Origin of the sequence: Pseudomonas sp. Z5-35, assembly GCF_051131945.1 — a bacterium.
Lineage (GTDB): Bacteria > Pseudomonadota > Gammaproteobacteria > Pseudomonadales > Pseudomonadaceae > Aquipseudomonas > Aquipseudomonas marvdashtae.
Genome location: NZ_CP071640.1, coordinates 4,965,480 through 4,982,186 on the forward strand (window position 1 = coordinate 4,965,480; position 16,707 = coordinate 4,982,186).

The 16,707-nt window shown below is 61.4% G+C and carries 14 protein-coding genes; 3 read left to right on the top strand and 11 right to left on the bottom strand.

Features of this window, described 5'->3' with window-relative positions; all coding sequences use genetic code 11:
* Nucleotides 1–7: 7 nt before the first annotated feature.
* Both asd and J3P95_RS22780 read left to right on the top strand, forming a co-directional pair.
* Nucleotides 8–868 carry an archaetidylserine decarboxylase gene (gene asd, locus J3P95_RS22775; protein WP_434579574.1) on the top strand — a complete coding sequence of 287 codons (861 nt, stop codon included), beginning with the start codon at nt 8–10 and terminating at the stop codon, nt 866–868.
* Nucleotides 869–995: 127 nt separating this feature from the next.
* Nucleotides 996–2,759, top strand: coding sequence for a molecular chaperone (locus J3P95_RS22780; protein ID WP_434626160.1), 1,764 nt, complete (start codon nt 996–998; stop codon nt 2,757–2,759).
* A gap of 75 nt (nt 2,760–2,834) precedes the next feature.
* Here the strand turns inward: J3P95_RS22780 and serB are convergent, their stop codons facing one another.
* Nucleotides 2,835–4,049 carry a phosphoserine phosphatase SerB gene (gene serB / locus J3P95_RS22785; protein WP_186638451.1) on the bottom strand — a complete coding sequence of 405 codons (1,215 nt, stop codon included), beginning with the start codon at nt 4,047–4,049 and terminating at the stop codon, nt 2,835–2,837.
* Nucleotides 4,050–4,182: 133 nt separating this feature from the next.
* Here serB and J3P95_RS22790 point away from each other — a divergent pair, with 133 nt between their 5' ends.
* The gene (locus tag J3P95_RS22790; protein WP_434579572.1) at nt 4,183–5,700 is read left to right on the top strand and encodes an AhpA/YtjB family protein; all 1,518 of its coding nucleotides are present in this window, start codon (nt 4,183–4,185) and stop codon (nt 5,698–5,700) included.
* Between the two features lie 112 nt (nt 5,701–5,812).
* On the opposite strand, the gene J3P95_RS22795 is transcribed toward J3P95_RS22790, so the two are convergent.
* The 10 genes from J3P95_RS22795 to J3P95_RS22840 all read right to left on the bottom strand — a co-directional run bounded on the left by J3P95_RS22795 (nt 5,813) and on the right by J3P95_RS22840 (nt 16,625).
* Nucleotides 5,813–6,517, bottom strand: coding sequence for a PqiC family protein (locus J3P95_RS22795; RefSeq protein WP_434558903.1), 705 nt, complete (start codon nt 6,515–6,517; stop codon nt 5,813–5,815).
* A gap of 178 nt (nt 6,518–6,695) precedes the next feature.
* A complete protein-coding gene (gene parC / locus J3P95_RS22800; protein WP_434558905.1) occupies nt 6,696–8,960 on the bottom strand; it encodes a DNA topoisomerase IV subunit A in 2,265 nt (754 codons plus the stop codon).
* 10 nt (nt 8,961–8,970) lie between these two features.
* Entirely contained in the window at nt 8,971–9,492 is a 522-nt protein-coding gene (locus J3P95_RS22805; protein ID WP_186645264.1) for a retropepsin-like aspartic protease family protein, read from the bottom strand.
* Nucleotides 9,489–10,475 carry an esterase-like activity of phytase family protein gene (locus J3P95_RS22810; RefSeq protein WP_434558907.1) on the bottom strand — a complete coding sequence of 329 codons (987 nt, stop codon included), beginning with the start codon at nt 10,473–10,475 and terminating at the stop codon, nt 9,489–9,491. The genes J3P95_RS22805 and J3P95_RS22810 overlap by 4 nt, the downstream gene beginning before the upstream one ends.
* Complete coding sequence (gene parE / locus J3P95_RS22815; protein WP_434579571.1) at nt 10,475–12,379, bottom strand: DNA topoisomerase IV subunit B; 1,905 nt, start codon at nt 12,377–12,379, stop codon at nt 10,475–10,477. Before parE ends, J3P95_RS22810 begins: the two co-directional genes overlap by 1 nt.
* A 41-nt stretch (nt 12,380–12,420) precedes the next feature.
* A complete protein-coding gene (locus J3P95_RS22820; RefSeq protein WP_434579570.1) occupies nt 12,421–13,029 on the bottom strand; it encodes a YqiA/YcfP family alpha/beta fold hydrolase in 609 nt (202 codons plus the stop codon).
* Nucleotides 13,030–13,557: 528 nt separating this feature from the next.
* Nucleotides 13,558–13,890 carry a DUF6124 family protein gene (locus J3P95_RS22825; RefSeq protein ID WP_434558913.1) on the bottom strand — a complete coding sequence of 111 codons (333 nt, stop codon included), beginning with the start codon at nt 13,888–13,890 and terminating at the stop codon, nt 13,558–13,560.
* 759 nt (nt 13,891–14,649) lie between these two features.
* The gene (cpdA, locus tag J3P95_RS22830) at nt 14,650–15,465 is read right to left on the bottom strand and encodes a 3',5'-cyclic-AMP phosphodiesterase (RefSeq protein WP_434579569.1); all 816 of its coding nucleotides are present in this window, start codon (nt 15,463–15,465) and stop codon (nt 14,650–14,652) included.
* A 99-nt stretch (nt 15,466–15,564) separates the two neighbouring features.
* A complete protein-coding gene (locus J3P95_RS22835; RefSeq protein WP_003186471.1) occupies nt 15,565–16,017 on the bottom strand; it encodes a DUF1249 domain-containing protein in 453 nt (150 codons plus the stop codon).
* Entirely contained in the window at nt 16,008–16,625 is a 618-nt protein-coding gene (locus J3P95_RS22840) for an NUDIX domain-containing protein (protein ID WP_434558917.1), read from the bottom strand. Before J3P95_RS22840 ends, J3P95_RS22835 begins: the two co-directional genes overlap by 10 nt.
* Nucleotides 16,626–16,707: the final 82 nt, after the last annotated feature.

The window sequence follows — 16,707 nt, forward strand, 5'->3', positions numbered from 1 at the left end:
ACACTTAATGAAAAACCGCTTGTTCATCCTCTCCCAGTACCTGCTGCCGCACCATTTACTGTCACGGCTGGCCGGCTGCATCGCCGAGTGCCGAGTGCACTGGTTCAAGAATGCCTTCACGGCCTGGTTCGCCAAGCGCTACCAGGTGGACATGTCCCAGGCGCTGGTGGAAGACCTGACGGCTTACGAGCACTTCAATGCCTTCTTTACTCGCGCTCTGAAAGAGGGCGCGCGCCCTCTGGACGAAACCCCCGGCGCGATTCTCAGCCCTGCCGATGGCGCCGTTAGCCAGCTCGGCCCGATCGAGCATGGCCGGGTGTTCCAGGCCAAGGGCCACAGCTTCAGTGTGCTGGAGCTGCTGGGCGGTGAGGCGGCCAACGCGGCGCCGTTCATGGGCGGCGATTTCGCTACCATCTACCTGTCGCCCAAGGATTATCACCGCGTGCACATGCCGCTGGCCGGCACTTTGCGGGAAATGGTCTACATCCCCGGCCGAATCTTCTCGGTCAACCAGACCACTGCCGAACACGTTCCGGAACTGTTTGCCCGTAACGAGCGCGTCGCCTGCATTTTCGACACCGAACGCGGCCCGATGGCCGTGGTGCTGGTGGGTGCAATGATCGTGGCGTCCATCGAGACGGTCTGGGCCGGCCTGGTGACACCGCCCAAGCGCGAACTCAAGACCTTCCGTTACGACGAAGCCGCCCGTGCGCCGATTCATCTGGAAAAAGGCGCCGAGCTGGGCCGCTTCAAACTGGGTTCGACCGCTATCGTGCTGTTCGGGCCGGATCAAGTGAAGTGGACCGAAGACCTGGTAGCCGGCTCGCCGGTGCAGATGGGCCAAGGCTTGGCGCTGCCCAAAGCCTGATTCATCGGCCAGGTGGGGGCGAGGCCTGTCGCTCCCACTTGGCACCCGACATCGGACGCGCCTTTTCGCCCATAACTGCTAGAGTTGGAAACATCCCCTTCATTTCCCGCCGGAGCCTGCCCACGGCATGAATGAGACCAGCCCTCTCCAGCTACTGCGTGTTTCGACACCGACCCAGTCGCGCCTGTCCTTTTGCGATGCCACGCCTCGCGACCTCAAGCGTTGGATTGCCAACCTGCCCAAGGCCAACATCGGCGAAACCGCCCGCCTGTTGTATCAGGCGCTCGGCGAGCTGAACCAGCTGCTCACCCCCAGCGACAATCGCCTGCAACTGCTCGAACTGCTGCGGCCCGAGGTTTATTACGTTTGCAAGCACCTGGAGCGACACTTCCTGCAGCAGGCCATTGTGCTGGACGACCGCTCGCGCAAGATCGTCAACCTGTGCCAGGCCCTGCAAACCCATCTGGCGATGGGTTACAAGCAAATAGTCGTACGCCTCTCACCCAAGTTCAGCAAGGATCGGGCGCGCCTGCTCGGCACCGCAGTGCAACGGGCGCTACATGCCCTCGACGGCAACCTGTTGCGCGCCAGCCAGCTGTACAGCCCGGTACCCGAGGGGCTTTGGCTTGATTTGCACCAGCTGTACCGGATCGCCTGCCAGCACAAGCTGCAGCACCTGAGCGTCAGCGATGAGCTGGCCAGCCAGGTTCATCAGTTGAGCGCCGAGCAGACCTACGTCGTCGCCCTGCTGCTAGGCGCCTCGCGCAGCAATCAGTTGCGCCAGAGCCAGATCGCGCGACTGGCCGAGGTCTTGGAATCGTGGAGCCAGTGGGTCAAGCTGGACCCGCTCGCCAGCGCCGCCACCAGCCTTTTCGCCGTCGCACCGCAACTGGATGTCGGACCGCGGTATCGCTCCAAATTTCGCGCCGAGCAGCAACCTGGCCTGCTGGGTTTCGAACTTGAACCGTTGGTACGCGCGATCACCGCCCATCTGGCGCAGCCTGTCGAATCATCGCTGCCAGTGCCCGCCGGCATGAGTGCCGACACCCTGCACCACCTGCAAGCCGCCTGGGGCGAGGCCGCCGAGCGCGGCTTCCAGCGCACCGAGGGCAACGGAACACTGACGTTGTGCGTGGGCATGAGCGCGCTGCACTACTACCTTGGAGGGGAGCGCTCCTTCAGCGAAATCCTAAAGAATCCAGCGACACGCAAGGCCCGGTTCGAGCCCTCGACGACCAGGAAAAACGACACTTGGAGCCAGGCCTTCGACGCCGCACCAGCCGGTGACAGCGAGCTGCTGCCCTACGAAGAAATCGAGTACCCGGTCAATCCGGCCGATGACGACAGTACCAGCTCCGACAATCAGCATCACTTTCCAACTTATGACCTGCCAATCATCAACCACAGCCCGGGCGGTTACTGCCTTGGCTGGCCGAAAGAGGTGCCGGAACAATTGCAGGCCGGGGAGATGATCGGCATTCGTGACGCCAACGACCAGACCTGGAGCATCGCCGTGGTGCGCTGGATCCGCCAGGTACGCAATGGCGCCATGCAGATGGGCATCGAGCTGGTCGCGCCCCACGCCCAGCCTTGCGGCCTGCAACTGCTCCGCGAACAGAGCGACCAGGGACATTACCTGCGGGGATTGCTACTGCCGGAAATCAGCGCGATCGACCTGCCGCCCACCATGATCGCTCCGCGCCTACCCTTCCAAGAGGGCCAACAGGTATTGATCAATGCCAACGGACAGGAAAGGCGGGCCTCGCTGGACCGGCGCGTGACCAGCACTCACAGCTTCAATCAGTTTGCTTATCACCCTGAAGACTCAGGCACTGGTGGGGATGGCAGTGACAAGGAAGGCGATTTTGATTCGCTGTGGAAGTCACTCTAGAAAACGACTGATCCCGCGGCGAGGGAGCTTGCTCCCTCGCCACAAGAGCGTATGCCCTGGAAAATGATGCAGGGTTCAAACCTGCCCGTCACGATCCCTGAAGCCCAGCAGATACAACACCCCATCCAACCCCAAGGTTGAAATCGCCTGCCTGGCCGACTGCTTGACCAGCGGCTTGGCCCGGAACGCCACGCCGAGGCCGGCGATGGCCAGCATCGGCAGATCGTTGGCTCCGTCACCTACGGCGATGGTCTGCTCCAGGCGCAGGCCTTCCTTGGCGGCCAGTTCCCGCAGCAGATCCGCCTTGCGCTGGGCATCGACGATCGGCTCGACCGCCACGCCGGTCACCTTGCCGTCCACCACTTCCAGCTCGTTGGCGAACACGTAGTCGATACCGAGCTTGGCCTGCAACTGCTTGGCGAAATACGTGAAGCCGCCCGACAGAATCGCGGTCTTGTAGCCCAGGCGCTTGAGTTCGGCGAACAGGGTTTCGGCTCCCTCGGTCAGGCGCAGGGAAGCGCCGATGGAATCCAGCACGCTCACATCCAGGCCTTGCAGCAGCGCCAGGCGCTCCTTGAAGCTGGCCCGGAAATCCAGCTCGCCGGCCATGGCCCGCTCAGTGATGGCCGACACCTTGTCGCCGACGCCGGCAGCCTTGGCCAACTCGTCGATCACTTCGGCTTCGATCAGCGTCGAGTCCATGTCGAACACCGCCAGGCGGCGGTTACGGCGAAACAGCGAATCTTCCTGGAACGCGATGTCGACGTTCAGCTCCTGGGCCACGCTGAGGAATTCAGCACGCAACGCCTGGGGATCGGCAGGTTCGCCGCGCACGGAAAACTCGATGCAGCCCTTGCCTTGGTCGGCCGGGGTATCGAGCGGCATGCGCCCGGACAGCCGGTCGATGTGGTCGATGTTCAGGCCATATTTCGCCGTGATCGAACTGACGCGCTGCAATTGCTCGGCGGTGACTTTGCGAGTCAACAGCGTCACGATGTGCCGTTTTTTGCCCTGCCCGGCTACCCAGTTTTGGTAATCGGCTTCCGATACCGGGGTGAAACGCACCTGCTGGTCAAGCTTGTAGGCGGTAAACAGGATGTCCTTGAGCACCGACTTGCCCTGCTCGGTGTCCGGGATTTCAACCAGGATGCCGAACGACAGCGTGTCGTGGATCACTGCCTGACCAATGTCGAGAATGTTCACACCACCCTGGGCCAGAACGCCGGTAATGGCCGCAGTAAGACCCGGACGGTCGCTGCCAGTGATGTTTATCAGGACGATTTCGCGCAAGGCGCACCCCCGCAGGTGGAAAAAAACCGCATTCTACCCACATTCAGTGACCATCGGGCACCGCCAGTGCTTTGCCGGTCATGGGGCTATCGCTATACTGCGCGTCAATTTCACGGACAAAGAGCCGAGCTCAGTGAACCGGCCCACGCCAGTCAAAACCGACAATTTTTTTCTGCTGATCTTCCGTGCACTGCGCCATCGCCGCGTGCCGATTGCATTACGCATTGCCAGCCATAACGTGATCCTGGTCGCCCTGGCCCTGGTCATCTATGCCTGCGTGATGGGTTTGCAGTTCAAGCAGGCCATGCACGAGCAGGCGGATGCCCTGGGCGAAAGCCTGACCACCCAGACCGCCACGTCCGCCACCGAGTTGCTGGTGTCCAACGACATCCTCAGCCTCAACGTGCTGCTCAACAACCTGACCAAGAACAAACTGGTCGCCCACGCTGCCATCTATAGCGTGGACAACCGCATCCTGGCGGAGGCCGGCCAGCGTCCCAAGCCGGGCTTGCTGGGTGAAACCGGTGGCATGTACCAGAGCAAGATCACGTTCCAGGACGTGACCGCCGGGCAACTGCGCATCAGCCTGGACATGGATCAGTTCCAGCAGCCGATGACCATCAGCCTGCAGAGCATGGGCATTCTCAGCGCGATATTGTTGGCACTGGCACTGGCCTTGAGCCTGCGCCTGGGACGGCATATCTCTACGCCGCTTCTGCAATTGCGCGTCTGGCTGCGGGACATCGATGAACACACACCCGCCACCCAGCGCCAGGACGAAATTGGCGACCTGGCCCGGCAACTCCACGCCAGTTTCGCGCCGGAGCCTGAGCCCGTGCCGGAGCCCGAAGACGTCGACTACATCGATGAGGACGATGCCGAGCCGGGATTTGAAGTGCGCAACCTGCGCGACCCTGGCTTTGACGAAAGTGCGCCGATGCCTGCTTCCCGCCCTGTGCCGCGTCATGTGGTGCGTACGGTTGAAGACGATGAAGACGACGATGCCTTCGCCGACTTGCGAGACGAAACGGTCGCCGGCGCGCCTCAACCGATCGCCCGCCCTGTCGCCTCGAACCTGCCACAGCACAGCGCCGTACTAGCCGTTCAACTGGGCGCCCAGGATCAATTGCGACGCCTGCCCCAGGCCCGCCTGAAGGAACTGCTCGAACGTTATCGCGACTGCCTCGACCAGGCGGCATCGCTTTATCAGGGCGAACTGCACACCCTGAACGACGGCAGCACACTGATGCTGTTCCACACCGAGGACAGCGGCGACGACTACCTGACCAATGCCATCTGCTGCGGTGAATTGTTGCGGGCATTGGGTCATCAGTTGCAGATCGAGGTTGCCGACAGTGGCATCACCCTGCAGTTGCAACTAGGCCTGACCCTCGGCGACAGCCTGTTCGGCCTGAGCCAGATCGACTTGCTGTTGACCGAAACAGCCCAGGACGCACTGGCCCTCTCCCAACACAGCCGCAACCTGCTGCTGGTGGAGCGCAAGATCAACGACGACGCCCTGATCCGTCAACGCGCGCGTATCCGCCCCATCGCCAGCCCCGAAGGCGCTTGCTGTGTAGAGCGATTGATGGAGCCTTATCCATCGATGCTGGAGCGGCAACTGGCGCGAATGCATGAGCGCCAGGCCTGAGCCTCGGCATCTGAAATAACGAAGCCCGCGAACGAGTGATCGTCCGCAGGCTTTTTATATAAACGACAAAGCCCGCATCAATGCGGGCTTTGTGCTGTATCCGGTCCGGCTATCAGAACCTGAACACTTCCATGTCCGTACGAATCGGCAAGGCCATGGGAATCTTGTCCTTTTCCTTTTCTACCGGTTTTGCTGGGGCGGGAGCAGCCTTGCGTGGGACCTCTGCGATAGGCGGCTGGTTGGCCAGCGGCTTGAGCGACACGGACAACTGCTCGGCCAGGCGCTGCAAGAGCACGCCTTGTGCCTGGACCTGCGCAGCAGTGGAGCCCACGTGCGGTTCTTGCAGATGAACAATGCGGTTTTCGCGAACCTTGCCGCGACGGTCGATCAGTCGCCACTGGGCATCGAGGACCGCGGGCTGGGATTCGCCTGAGTCCAGCCGGGTAATCGACAGCAGGACCTGAACATCTGGGGAGAATCCCTGGGTGGCGGGGGCCAGCACTACGCGCTGACTGTCCAAATGGCCCGCAATCTGGCGCAGCAACAACTGATCGATGTCGGAAGACAAGCTGCCAGCCCAGCGTCCGTCCGTGGCGGCCTGCAGGCTGCCGTCTGGCTGGCGTTGCAACAGGGTTTCACGCTGAAGGTAATCGGCAATCAGCACCGGGCCGAGCAATACGGCCATGCCCGCGCTTTGCGCAGGCATGGCCGGAGTACCGCTGTCCAGTTGGTACAGCGACACCGGTTGATTGATGCTGCAGCCCGCCAGGCCAAGCAGGCCGGCGAGCCAAAAAATAGGAAGGCGCAGAGCAGTCATCGTCTCGTCCAGGTGGCGGCCACAAGGCTTACCACAGTGAAAAATACTCGGTCATTATGAAGAACGCTCGGCCACGCCGGCGCTTGAAAGGGCCTATCATCCGTGAATATGCGTCCCGACTCCAGCGCCAAAGTACCGATCTGCGGGTTTTAATCGCAGACCGAGCCCTCTAGTACGCTTAATTGAGGTTTTCGACGAGCAGCGCATCCACCCGCTGAAAACCCCTCGGAAGCTTGTTGCCCCGCCGACCGCGTTCACCCTTGTAATGCTCAAGATCGTCCGCCTTCAAAGATAGCGTCCGCTTTCCTGCCTGAAGCACAAGCGTGGCACCCTCGGGAATCACTGCAATATCCGTGACATATTCCTCGCGACTCGCCACCCGTTCGCCGGAAATACCGATAATCTTGTTGCCTTTGCCTTTCCCCAGCTGTGGCAGGTCGCTGATCTTGAACACCAGCAACCGCCCCTCGGTCGTCACCGAGGCCAGCCAATTGTTCTCGCGGTCGCAGACCAGACGCGGCGCAATGACCTTGGCGTTGTTCGGCAGGCTCAACAGCGCCTTGCCCGCCTTGTTCTTGGCTTGCAGGTCCTCACCCTTGACGACGAACCCGTAACCGGCGTCCGACGCGATAACGTATAGCCCGTCATCATCAGGCATCAGCACGCATTCAAAAGTTGCACCCGGCGGTGGAGTTAATCGTCCGGTAAGCGGTTCGCCCTGGCCGCGAGCCGAAGGCAAGGTATGGGCCGGCACCGAATAACTGCGCCCGGTTGAATCGATGAACACCGCAAACTGGTTTGAGCGCCCAGGCGCCAAGGCCTTGAAACCATCTCCAGCCTTGTAGGAAAGCCCGGCAGCGTCAATATCGTGCCCCTTGGCGGAGCGCACCCAACCTTTTTCCGACAGCACAACCGTCACTTTCTCGTTCGGCAACAGATCATGTTCGGTCAGTGCCTTGGCTTCGGCGCGCTCGACGATAGGCGAGCGGCGGTCGTCACCGTAGGTTTCGGCGTCCTTGAGCAGTTCGGTGCGTACCAGTTTCTTGAGCTTGGCTTCGCTGCCCAGCAGGGCTTGCAGCTTGGCCTGTTCCTTGAGCAATTCATCCTGCTCGGCCCGCAGCTTCATTTCTTCCAGGCGCGCCAACTGCCGCAGTCGGGTATCGAGAATGTAGTCGGCCTGGATTTCGCTCAGGGCGAAACGCTCGATCAGGCTGGCCTTGGGGTGCTCCTCGGTACGGATAATGTGGATCACTTCATCCAGGTTGAGGTAGGCAATCAGCAAACCATCCAACAGGTGCAAGCGGCGCTCGACTTTGTCCAGGCGAAATTGCAAGCGCCGGCGCACGGTCTTGACCCGGAATTCCAGCCATTCCACCAGCAATGCCCGCAGGTTTTTCAGCTGTGGCTTGCCGTCCAGGCCGATGATGTTGATGTTGACCCGGTAGCTGGACTCCAGGTCAGTGCTGGCGAACAGGTGCTGCATCAGCGCGTCGTGGTCGACCCGGCTATTGACCGGAATAATCACCAGGCGACACGGGTTCTCGTGGTCGGACTCGTCACGCAGGTCAGCAACTTGCGGCGCCTTCGATGGCTTCGCCTGCATCATCGCGGCAATCTGCTCCATCACCTTGGCCCCGGAAACCTGATGGGGCAGCGACGTGACAATGATGTCGCCGTCTTCGATGTGATAAACAGCACGCATGCGCACCGAACCACGGCCGGTCTCGTAGATTTTCAGCAGATCGGCGCGGGGAGTGATGATTTCCGCTTCGGTCGGGTAGTCCGGGCCTTGGATATGCTCGCAGAGCTGCTCCACGGTGGCTTTTGGCTCGTCCAACAGGCGCACGCAGGCCGTGGCCACCTCCCGCAGGTTGTGCGGCGGCACATCGGTGGCCATGCCCACGGCGATGCCAGTCGTGCCATTGAGAAGGATGTTCGGCAAACGTGCCGGCAAAACCAAGGGTTCGTCGAGGGTTCCGTCGAAGTTCGGCCCCCAATCCGCGGTGCCCTGGCCCAGTTCGCTGAGCAGCACCTCGGAATAGCGCGACAGCCGCGCCTCGGTATAACGCATGGCCGCGAAGGACTTGGGATCGTCCGGCGCACCCCAGTTACCCTGCCCGTCCACCAACGTGTAGCGATAGCTGAACGGCTGGGCCATCAGCACCATGGCTTCGTAGCAAGCCGAATCGCCGTGGGGGTGGAATTTACCGAGCACGTCACCGACGGTCCGCGCCGACTTCTTGTGCTTGGAGTCAGCGTCCAGCCCCAACTCGCTCATGGCGTAGATGATCCGTCGCTGAACCGGCTTGAGACCGTCGCCGATGTGCGGCAAGGCGCGGTCCATGATCACGTACATGGAGTAATTGAGGTAGGCATTTTCGGTGAAGTCAGCCAGCGACCGGCGTTCTACGCCGTCTAAGCTGTCTGCAAGAATGTCGCTCATGCGGGCCTCATCAGTTCGTTGTCTGGCGCAACAGCATGGTGCCGTCGCGCTGGGTAAATTCAAGTTTGTTCAGGGCGCTCATGCCCAGTAGCACCTGCGTGCCACCCAGGCCTGGCGCCACCAGGGCGCGGACATCGCGCAAGACGATGTCACCCAATTGCAGCCGGTCGATGCGGGTGCGATAACCTTCGCTCAATCCGTTGGCGGTGCTCAATGTCACGCCAAAACCTTTTTCCAGCTTCAGCCGCTCGGCCAGTTCCTGCGGGACCGCCACATCGGTGGCCCCGGTGTCGAGCATGAAATCCACCGGCTGGCCGTTGATCTGGCCGCTGGCGACAAAATGCCCCTGTTTATTGCCGACCAGCTTCACCTCGATAAATCCTTCGCCCTTTTGCGAATACACCTCGGTGTTGGGATTGTGCTCGCGCTGCTCCCACTGGGCGAAAAACCGCGTCGCCAGAAACAGCGCCGCGCACCAAGCCACGATCATCAGCACCCGGCCGGCGCGCTTGCCCGGCGGTTGCTGGCTCATGGCGTGGCGCTCCAGCCACCCGTCGGCGCGGCAAAACGCCAGACGATCGGCCGCGTTTCGCCGTCGGCGCGCTTGCCATTATTGTTATCCAGGCCGATCCACACGCCACCTGCGTCCACTACCAGCGCTTCGGCCAGGCCGAAGGGCTGTGGATAAAGACGCTCACCCTTCAGCGCCTCGGCGGCGAATGACCAGCAGCGCTCGACCTTGGCGGTCTGCGGGTCACGCCGGCAGACCTGATAGGCGTTTCGCTCCAGGGTAAACAGCTTGCCGTCGAACAATGACAGATCGGCGAAATCCCGCGACACCGCCTTCGGCTTGGAAAACTGCTCGGGCTGCATTTGCTTTCCCGCTTCGCTCAGCAACACACAATTGCCATCGCAATCCCATACTGTCTGCTGACGCTTGATCAATAACAGCCCCCGACGCTCGCGTTCGGCCGCCAGCCATAGCTGGTCGCCGGCGGGGCTCACGGCCAGGCCTTCTAACAGCGCGTTGAAATGCAATAGCATACCGCTGCCCCGGGCCTGACGGATCAAGGTCGGGGCGATTTTCAGCCAGGACGCCGCCCCGGTTGGCGGAACGAGCAGCACGGCGGCATGGGACTCGCTGACCACGTAGCGATTGCCAGCGTTGTCGCAGCTGATGCCTTCGAAATCCAGCTCGCCACCGCGCAGAAACGACGCCGCCCACGTCCGCGAGCTCAAGCCCAAGGGCAAACCGCTGTCCGGCACCTGCGGCACTTCGATAGCCACCGCTTCAGCCTGCCAAACCGACGCATCGTCGGGTTTGAGGCGGTAGATTTGGTCATCGTCGCGATCGGACACGGTCCACATCTCGCTGCCGCACAGCGCAAGCCCGGACAGGTTGCCGCCGCGCAGGCCATCGACGGCGTGCTCGGACAGCAGCTTCAATTCCGGCACGGGCCCTGCAACTACCACCCCCGTCCACAGCAAAAGCGCCAGGGCGAACCCGTTGCGCATCAGGCCAGGACCTCGGCCAGGTCCCCTTTGGATTCGAGCCAGGATTTGCGATCGCCGGCGCGTTTCTTCGCCAGCAACATATCCATCATTTCCGAGGTCGCCTCGAAATCATCCAAGGTCAACTGCACCAGACGGCGGGTGTTCGGGTCCATGGTGGTTTCACGCAGCTGCGGCGGGTTCATCTCGCCCAGGCCCTTGAATCGGGTGACCTGCGGTTTGCCACGTTTCTTCTCGGCCACCAGGCGATCGAGGATGCCGTCGCGCTCGGCTTCGTCCAAGGCGTAGTAGATTTCCTTGCCCAGGTCGATGCGATACAGCGGAGGCATCGCCACATAGACATGACCGGCGTCCACCAGCGGACGGAAGTGCTGGACGAACAACGCACACAGCAAAGTGGCGATGTGCAGGCCGTCGGAGTCGGCGTCGGCGAGGATACAGATCTTGCCGTAGCGCAACTGGCTCATGTCTGCGGCGCCCGGATCGACACCGATGGCCACCGCGATGTTATGCACTTCCTGGCTGGCCAGCACTTCGCTGCCGTCCACTTCCCAGGTGTTGAGGATCTTGCCCCGCAGCGGCAGAATCGCCTGGAACTCCTTGTCCCGCGCCTGCTTGGCCGAACCGCCGGCGGAGTCACCTTCCACCAGGAACAGCTCGGAACGCATCGGGTCCTGCCCGGCGCAATCGGCGAGCTTGCCCGGCAATGCCGGCCCTTGGGTGATGCGCTTGCGCTCGACCTTCTTGCTGGCCTTGAGACGACGGCCGGCGTTGTTGATCGCCAGCTCCGCCAGGGCCAGGCCGGTCTCAGGGTTGGCGTTGAGCCACAGGCTGAACGCATCCTTGACCACGCCGGAGACAAACGCCGCCGCCTCGCGGGACGACAGGCGTTCCTTGGTCTGGCCGGAAAATTGCGGTTCCTGCATCTTCATCGACAGGACAAAGGCGATGCGTTCCCAGACGTCTTCCGGCGCCAGCTTCACACCGCGGGGCAGCAGGTTGCGGAACTCGCAGAATTCGCGCATGGCGTCGAGCAGGCCTTGGCGCAGCCCGTTGACATGAGTACCGCCCTGAGCCGTAGGGATCAGGTTGACGTAGCTTTCCTGAACGCTTTCGCCGCCTTCAGGCAGCCACAACAGCGCCCAGTCCACCGCCTCCTTGTTACCGGCCAGACTGCCGCAGAACGGCTCGTCGGGCAGGCGCTCGAAACCGCTGACCGCGTCCACCAAGTAGGAGCGCAGGCCGTCTTCGTAATGCCATTCGACTTTCTCGCCGGTGGCCTTGTCCTCGAAACTGACCAGCAGCCCCGGGCACAATACCGCCTTGGCCTTGAGCACATGCTTGAGGCGGCTGACAGAAAACTTCGGTGAATCGAAATACTTCGGGTCCGGAGCGAAATACACGCTGGTCCCGGTGTTGCGCTTACCGACAGTGCCTACCACTTCCAGCTCGGTGGCCTTGTAGCCGTCGGCGAACGTCATCTGGTATTCATTGCCGTCACGCTTGACCCGCACCCGCACCTGGGTCGACAAGGCGTTGACCACGGAAATACCCACCCCGTGCAAACCGCCGGAGAACTGGTAGTTCTTGTTGGAAAACTTGCCGCCGGCGTGGAGCTTGGTGAGGATCAGCTCGACGCCCGACACGCCTTCTTCAGGGTGAATGTCCACCGGCATGCCGCGACCGTCGTCGCTGACTTCCAGGGAGTGATCGGCATGCAGGAAGACCTGCACCGACTTCGCATGCCCGGCCAAGGCTTCGTCGACGCTGTTGTCGATGACTTCCTGGGCGAGGTGGTTCGGCCGACTGGTGTCGGTGTACATGCCGGGGCGCTTGCGCACCGGGTCGAGGCCCGAGAGGACTTCGATGGCGTCTGCGTTATAAGAGCTAGCGCTGGGAGTGGCCATGGGGTCTCGTCGTCAGTGTTCAATGAAAAAGGGGCGATGGCTCACAGCGACGTGAAGTCGATCGCCTGGTACAAATCGGCGCCAATACCGGCAAAACTCAACAGTGCCGGCAACTGCCGGGCAAAGCCTTGGAAACTGTGATCGCCGCCGGCCTGGATGCGCAAGGCACAGGCGCGGTAATACTGCTGGGCGTGGCGATAATCCAGCGTTTCGTCACCGGTTTGCAACCATACCTGAAACCGCTGCGGATCCCGGGGCGCCGGCACTTCCAGCTCGGCCAGGGCCGTCACGTGGTCGTGGGTCAATTCCCAGGTTTCGTCGGTGTATAAATTCTTCTGCTTGCCCAGGTAGCCGTCGAACATCCGATGCGGGCTCACGGCAGGATTGACCAACAGGGCCTTGAGGCCGTGGCGTTCGGCCAAGTGAGTCGCATAGTAGCCGCCGAGCGAGCTGCCGACCAGCAGCGGGCGCCCCAGTTCTGTAATCGCCTGCTCCAGCTGACCGATGGCCTGGCGGGGGTGGTGGTGCAAGGCGGGCACCTGCAGTTGGTCGCTTAGGCCCAGACGTGCCATCACTTGCGTCAACTGGCTGGCCTTGGTTGACGCTGGGGCGCTGTTGAAGCCGTGGATATAAAGGATCGAACCCGACATTGCCGACTCCTGGGTGTTGGGCAAAGGCCGGAGTTTACAGGGAGTTTGACGTGGTTTGGGGATGATATGACTGGCATTGGGATAAACACGAAACCCTGTGGCGAGGGGATTTATCCCCGCTGGGCGCCCTCAGGGCCGGCGTATCTCTTACGGACCGGGTACATATCCATTGCTGCGGTAACGGCGGCTTATGGTTTCGCCCTTACGGCGAGTCACTTTCGAAAGGCACGAAAGTAACCAAAGTGCCTTTGCCCCACCACTCGGCACCTCGCCTAGGCTCGGTGTGCCCTCACTCCGGCATTGCTCCGTGGGCCCGCCGCGAAGGACCATCCATGGTCCAGCGCGGCTATCCCGGCATCCATGCCGGGATGCCCACTGCGCAATACCTGCGTTCGGCCAGCGTGGTTAATGGGGCGCCGAGATCAACGTCCACCGCGAGGCGGCCTTATAGCCGACCTGGTTTTAGTGGGATTGCGTTTCTCCTGTGAGAGCGAGCGTTCTCGCTACTGTGCGCGGTGTGCGGTGTGGTCAGGGTTTTATATTGACGTCGTCCAGCATCCGATTCGCCAACAAAGCGCCCAGCTCGATCAGTTGCTGAATGCCAAGGGCAACATGGCGTCGCGAGCCTTTCAGGTCGAAGGCTAGGTCGCTGACCATCGCATCGGCTGAAGCCAGGGTTTCGCTGAGGTTGGCCAGCAGGCTTTCGGTGTCGACGCCGTCCACTACAGTGAACAGTTGGCCTGTGGGCTGTTTCTTTTTGGCTTGAGGTTTGGGGTCAAGATAGTGGTCGATGGCGCGTTTGGCGGCTTCATCGAGTTCTTGGGGATCGGTTTCAGGGGGATTGGGTGTGGCTTTGAACATGATGCAGCTCCTCTAACGTAGTGGAACCGCCATCTCCCGTTTCCAGGCGAGAGGGTGGCAGCTATGCGCGGGCTGGAAAAACCGGAGTGAAGGAGCAAAACCCGGCAGACTCGAAAGTCTCCCGCGCACAGCCGCCATAACGCAGAACTGCACACGCAAAAAAGCGATGCAGTATCTCATGTGACGCGCTGTTGCACCCTCACTTATCGGGTTTCCAGGCCCGGCCGCTGAATTTGCAGCGACAGGAAAAGACTAGCGACAACCCTTCCCACCCGGCAACCGCCAGAACTCGTCGGAAAAATCTACCTGAATCAGAAAGTGTGTCCGACCATTCCCACAAAGCTTGTTCGGCTGTCAGCCATCGCAAACAACCTCAATGAAGGAACACTCCCCCAAAAACCAGGTCGGCCCTAAGGCCGCCTCGCGGTGGACGTTGATCTCGGCGCCCCGTTAACCACGATGGCCGAACGCAGGCATTGCGCAGTGGGCATCCCGGCATGGATGCCGGGATAGCCGCGCTGGGCCATGGATGGCCCTTCGCGGCGGGCCCACGGAGCAATGCCGGAGTGAGGGCATGCCGAGCCTAAGCGAGGCACCGAGTGGTGGGGCAAAGGCACTTTGGTTACTTTCGTGCCTTTCGAAAGTGACCCGCTGTAAAAGCGGAACCATAAGCGGCCGCTACCGCAGCAATGGATATGTACCCGTAAGGGCGGAACCCTAAGCAGCCGTTACCGCAGCAATGAATATGTACACAAAAACTCAGTACCCGTTAGACCCATAGTCCGGAGTAAACGCAAACCCAACCACCCGCTCAACCCCCGTCTCCAACCGCCCATCCGGCAACAACCGCAACCACCGATACCCCGGCGCCTGCGAGCCCACCGCGAAATCCTCACTCCCCGGCTCAAACTGAATACACGTCGAAGGCGAAGCCAACAACCGAACCCCCTCGCGCACCCGGTCGATCTCCTGATGCACATGCCCCCACAACACCGCCCGCACCTGCGGAAACCGATCCAACACCGCAAACAACGCCTCAGGATTACGCAACCCGATCGGCTCCATCCAAGCACAGCCAATCGAAACAGGATGATGATGCAGGCACACCAGATGATGCCGCTCCGGCGCCTCGCTCAGCGCATTGGCCAACAGAATCAACTGCTCCTCGGCCAAAAACCCCGGCACCGAACCTGGCACGGCCGAATCGAGCATCGTCACCCGCCAATTGCCAATGTCCACCACCGGATCGAGCAACGTGCTCTTGACCGCCGCCTCAAGCATCACCCGTGGCTCATCATGGTTGCCCGGAATCCACCGCGCCGGCGCATCGATTCGCGCAGTCAGCTGCCGAAACGCCGCGTAGGACTCCAGCGTACCGTCCTGGGACAAATCACCAGTGGCAAGCATCAAGTCGATGTCCGGCTGCTGCCTGAGCACCAGGTCGACGACCTCGCGCAGGCTGTCGCGGGTATTCATGCCCAGCAACGAGGCATTAGCCTCGGCGAACAAATGGCTGTCGGACAGTTGGACCAGCAGCGCCGCATCGGCAGTGGTCAAGCTGGATACGCTCGGCAAATCGCTCTCTCCCAGGCGCAATCACGCCGTTGCATGAAGCGGCAATTATGCTGGGGGATGATCGAAAGGGGAAATCCGCGAACCGGAACCGGTTCACAACTACCGAACGACTTCGAACTCGTGGCCCAGCGCCAGGCAATGACTCAGCCACTCACCCAGGAACAGGTTCAACTGGGCTTTTTCGTCCGGCTGGTGCATTGACGCATTGGGATAAGGATAGATGCCACGAAAGCGTCGTGCATGTTCGGCGCTGACGACTTCGGCCATGCGCGCATCGTGATAGACCTGCACTTCCAGTTGCGGCACTGGCAACCAGGGCAGGCTGTGTTCCTGACGCACTTGCAACGTGGTGGTGTAGGGACAGGTCTGCAGCACTTCCAGGGCCAGCACGCCGAGCATCTGGTCGCCGTGGGTCACGGCGATTCGGCGCGGCGCCGGGTCGTTGCGCATGTCCGGCAACAAGCGCATCAGGCGGGCATAGTTGGCCTCGCAAGCGGCCTGCAACCCCACCAGATCGACGCGATAACGATCGCGCAGCTTGTTCAGGACCATAGCCCCCTCACTTCATCGCGGTTCAAGGCCAACCATTGCAAGGCAATGATGCTGGCCGCGTTGCAGATACGTCCGTCGCGCACTGCTTGCAGCGCGTCTTCGAAAGCCCAGGTCTTTACGCGGATATCTTCGCCTTCATCCTCCAGTCCATGCAGGCCGCCTGCCCCAGCGCTGTCGCAACGCCCCAGGTAAAGGTGCACGAACTCATCGCTGCCACCCGGCGAGGGAAAATATTTGGTCATCGGCCAGAGCGCAGCGAAGACAAGCCCAGCTTCCTCCTCAGCTTCGCGATGAGCAACTTCTTCCGGCTGCTCATCCTTGTCGATCAGGCCTGCCACCAGTTCCACCAGCCAAGGGTTGTCAGTCTTGCCCACGGCGCCTACGCGAAACTGTTCGATCAGCACCACTTCGTCGCGTTGCGGGTCATAGGGCAATACGCACACTGCGTCATGGCGAACGAACAGTTCTCGGCTGATTTCACGGCTCATGCCACCGGCGAACAACTCGTGGCGCAGGTGCACGCGGTCAAGTTTGTAGAAACCCTTGAAGCAGCTCTCGCGCTTGACGATGTCCACCGCGCTCGGTGTGGCATTGGCAAAATCAGTCATGACAGTCCTCGTTTACAGTGGATCGGTGCGAGGTTCCAGCCTCGGCTTCGCGCCATCCTAACGCGCCCGTACCGTTTGATGC

Excerpts from the sequence above, each read along its gene's own strand:
- asd (WP_434579574.1), top strand. The coding sequence starts at position 8 with ATGAAAAACCGCTTGTTCATCCTCTCCCAGTACCTGCTGCCGCACCAT.
- J3P95_RS22780 (WP_434626160.1), top strand. The coding sequence starts at position 996 with ATGAATGAGACCAGCCCTCTCCAGCTACTGCGTGTTTCGACACCGACC.
- J3P95_RS22795 (WP_434558903.1), bottom strand. The coding sequence starts at position 6,517 with ATGACTGCTCTGCGCCTTCCTATTTTTTGGCTCGCCGGCCTGCTTGGC.
- parC (WP_434558905.1), bottom strand. The coding sequence starts at position 8,960 with ATGAGCGACATTCTTGCAGACAGCTTAGACGGCGTAGAACGCCGGTCG.
- J3P95_RS22805 (WP_186645264.1), bottom strand. The coding sequence starts at position 9,492 with ATGAGCCAGCAACCGCCGGGCAAGCGCGCCGGCCGGGTGCTGATGATC.
- J3P95_RS22810 (WP_434558907.1), bottom strand. The coding sequence starts at position 10,475 with ATGCGCAACGGGTTCGCCCTGGCGCTTTTGCTGTGGACGGGGGTGGTA.
- parE (WP_434579571.1), bottom strand. The coding sequence starts at position 12,379 with ATGGCCACTCCCAGCGCTAGCTCTTATAACGCAGACGCCATCGAAGTC.
- J3P95_RS22820 (WP_434579570.1), bottom strand. The coding sequence starts at position 13,029 with ATGTCGGGTTCGATCCTTTATATCCACGGCTTCAACAGCGCCCCAGCG.
- J3P95_RS22825 (WP_434558913.1), bottom strand. The coding sequence starts at position 13,890 with ATGTTCAAAGCCACACCCAATCCCCCTGAAACCGATCCCCAAGAACTC.
- J3P95_RS22835 (WP_003186471.1), bottom strand. The coding sequence starts at position 16,017 with ATGGTCCTGAACAAGCTGCGCGATCGTTATCGCGTCGATCTGGTGGGG.
- J3P95_RS22840 (WP_434558917.1), bottom strand. The coding sequence starts at position 16,625 with ATGACTGATTTTGCCAATGCCACACCGAGCGCGGTGGACATCGTCAAG.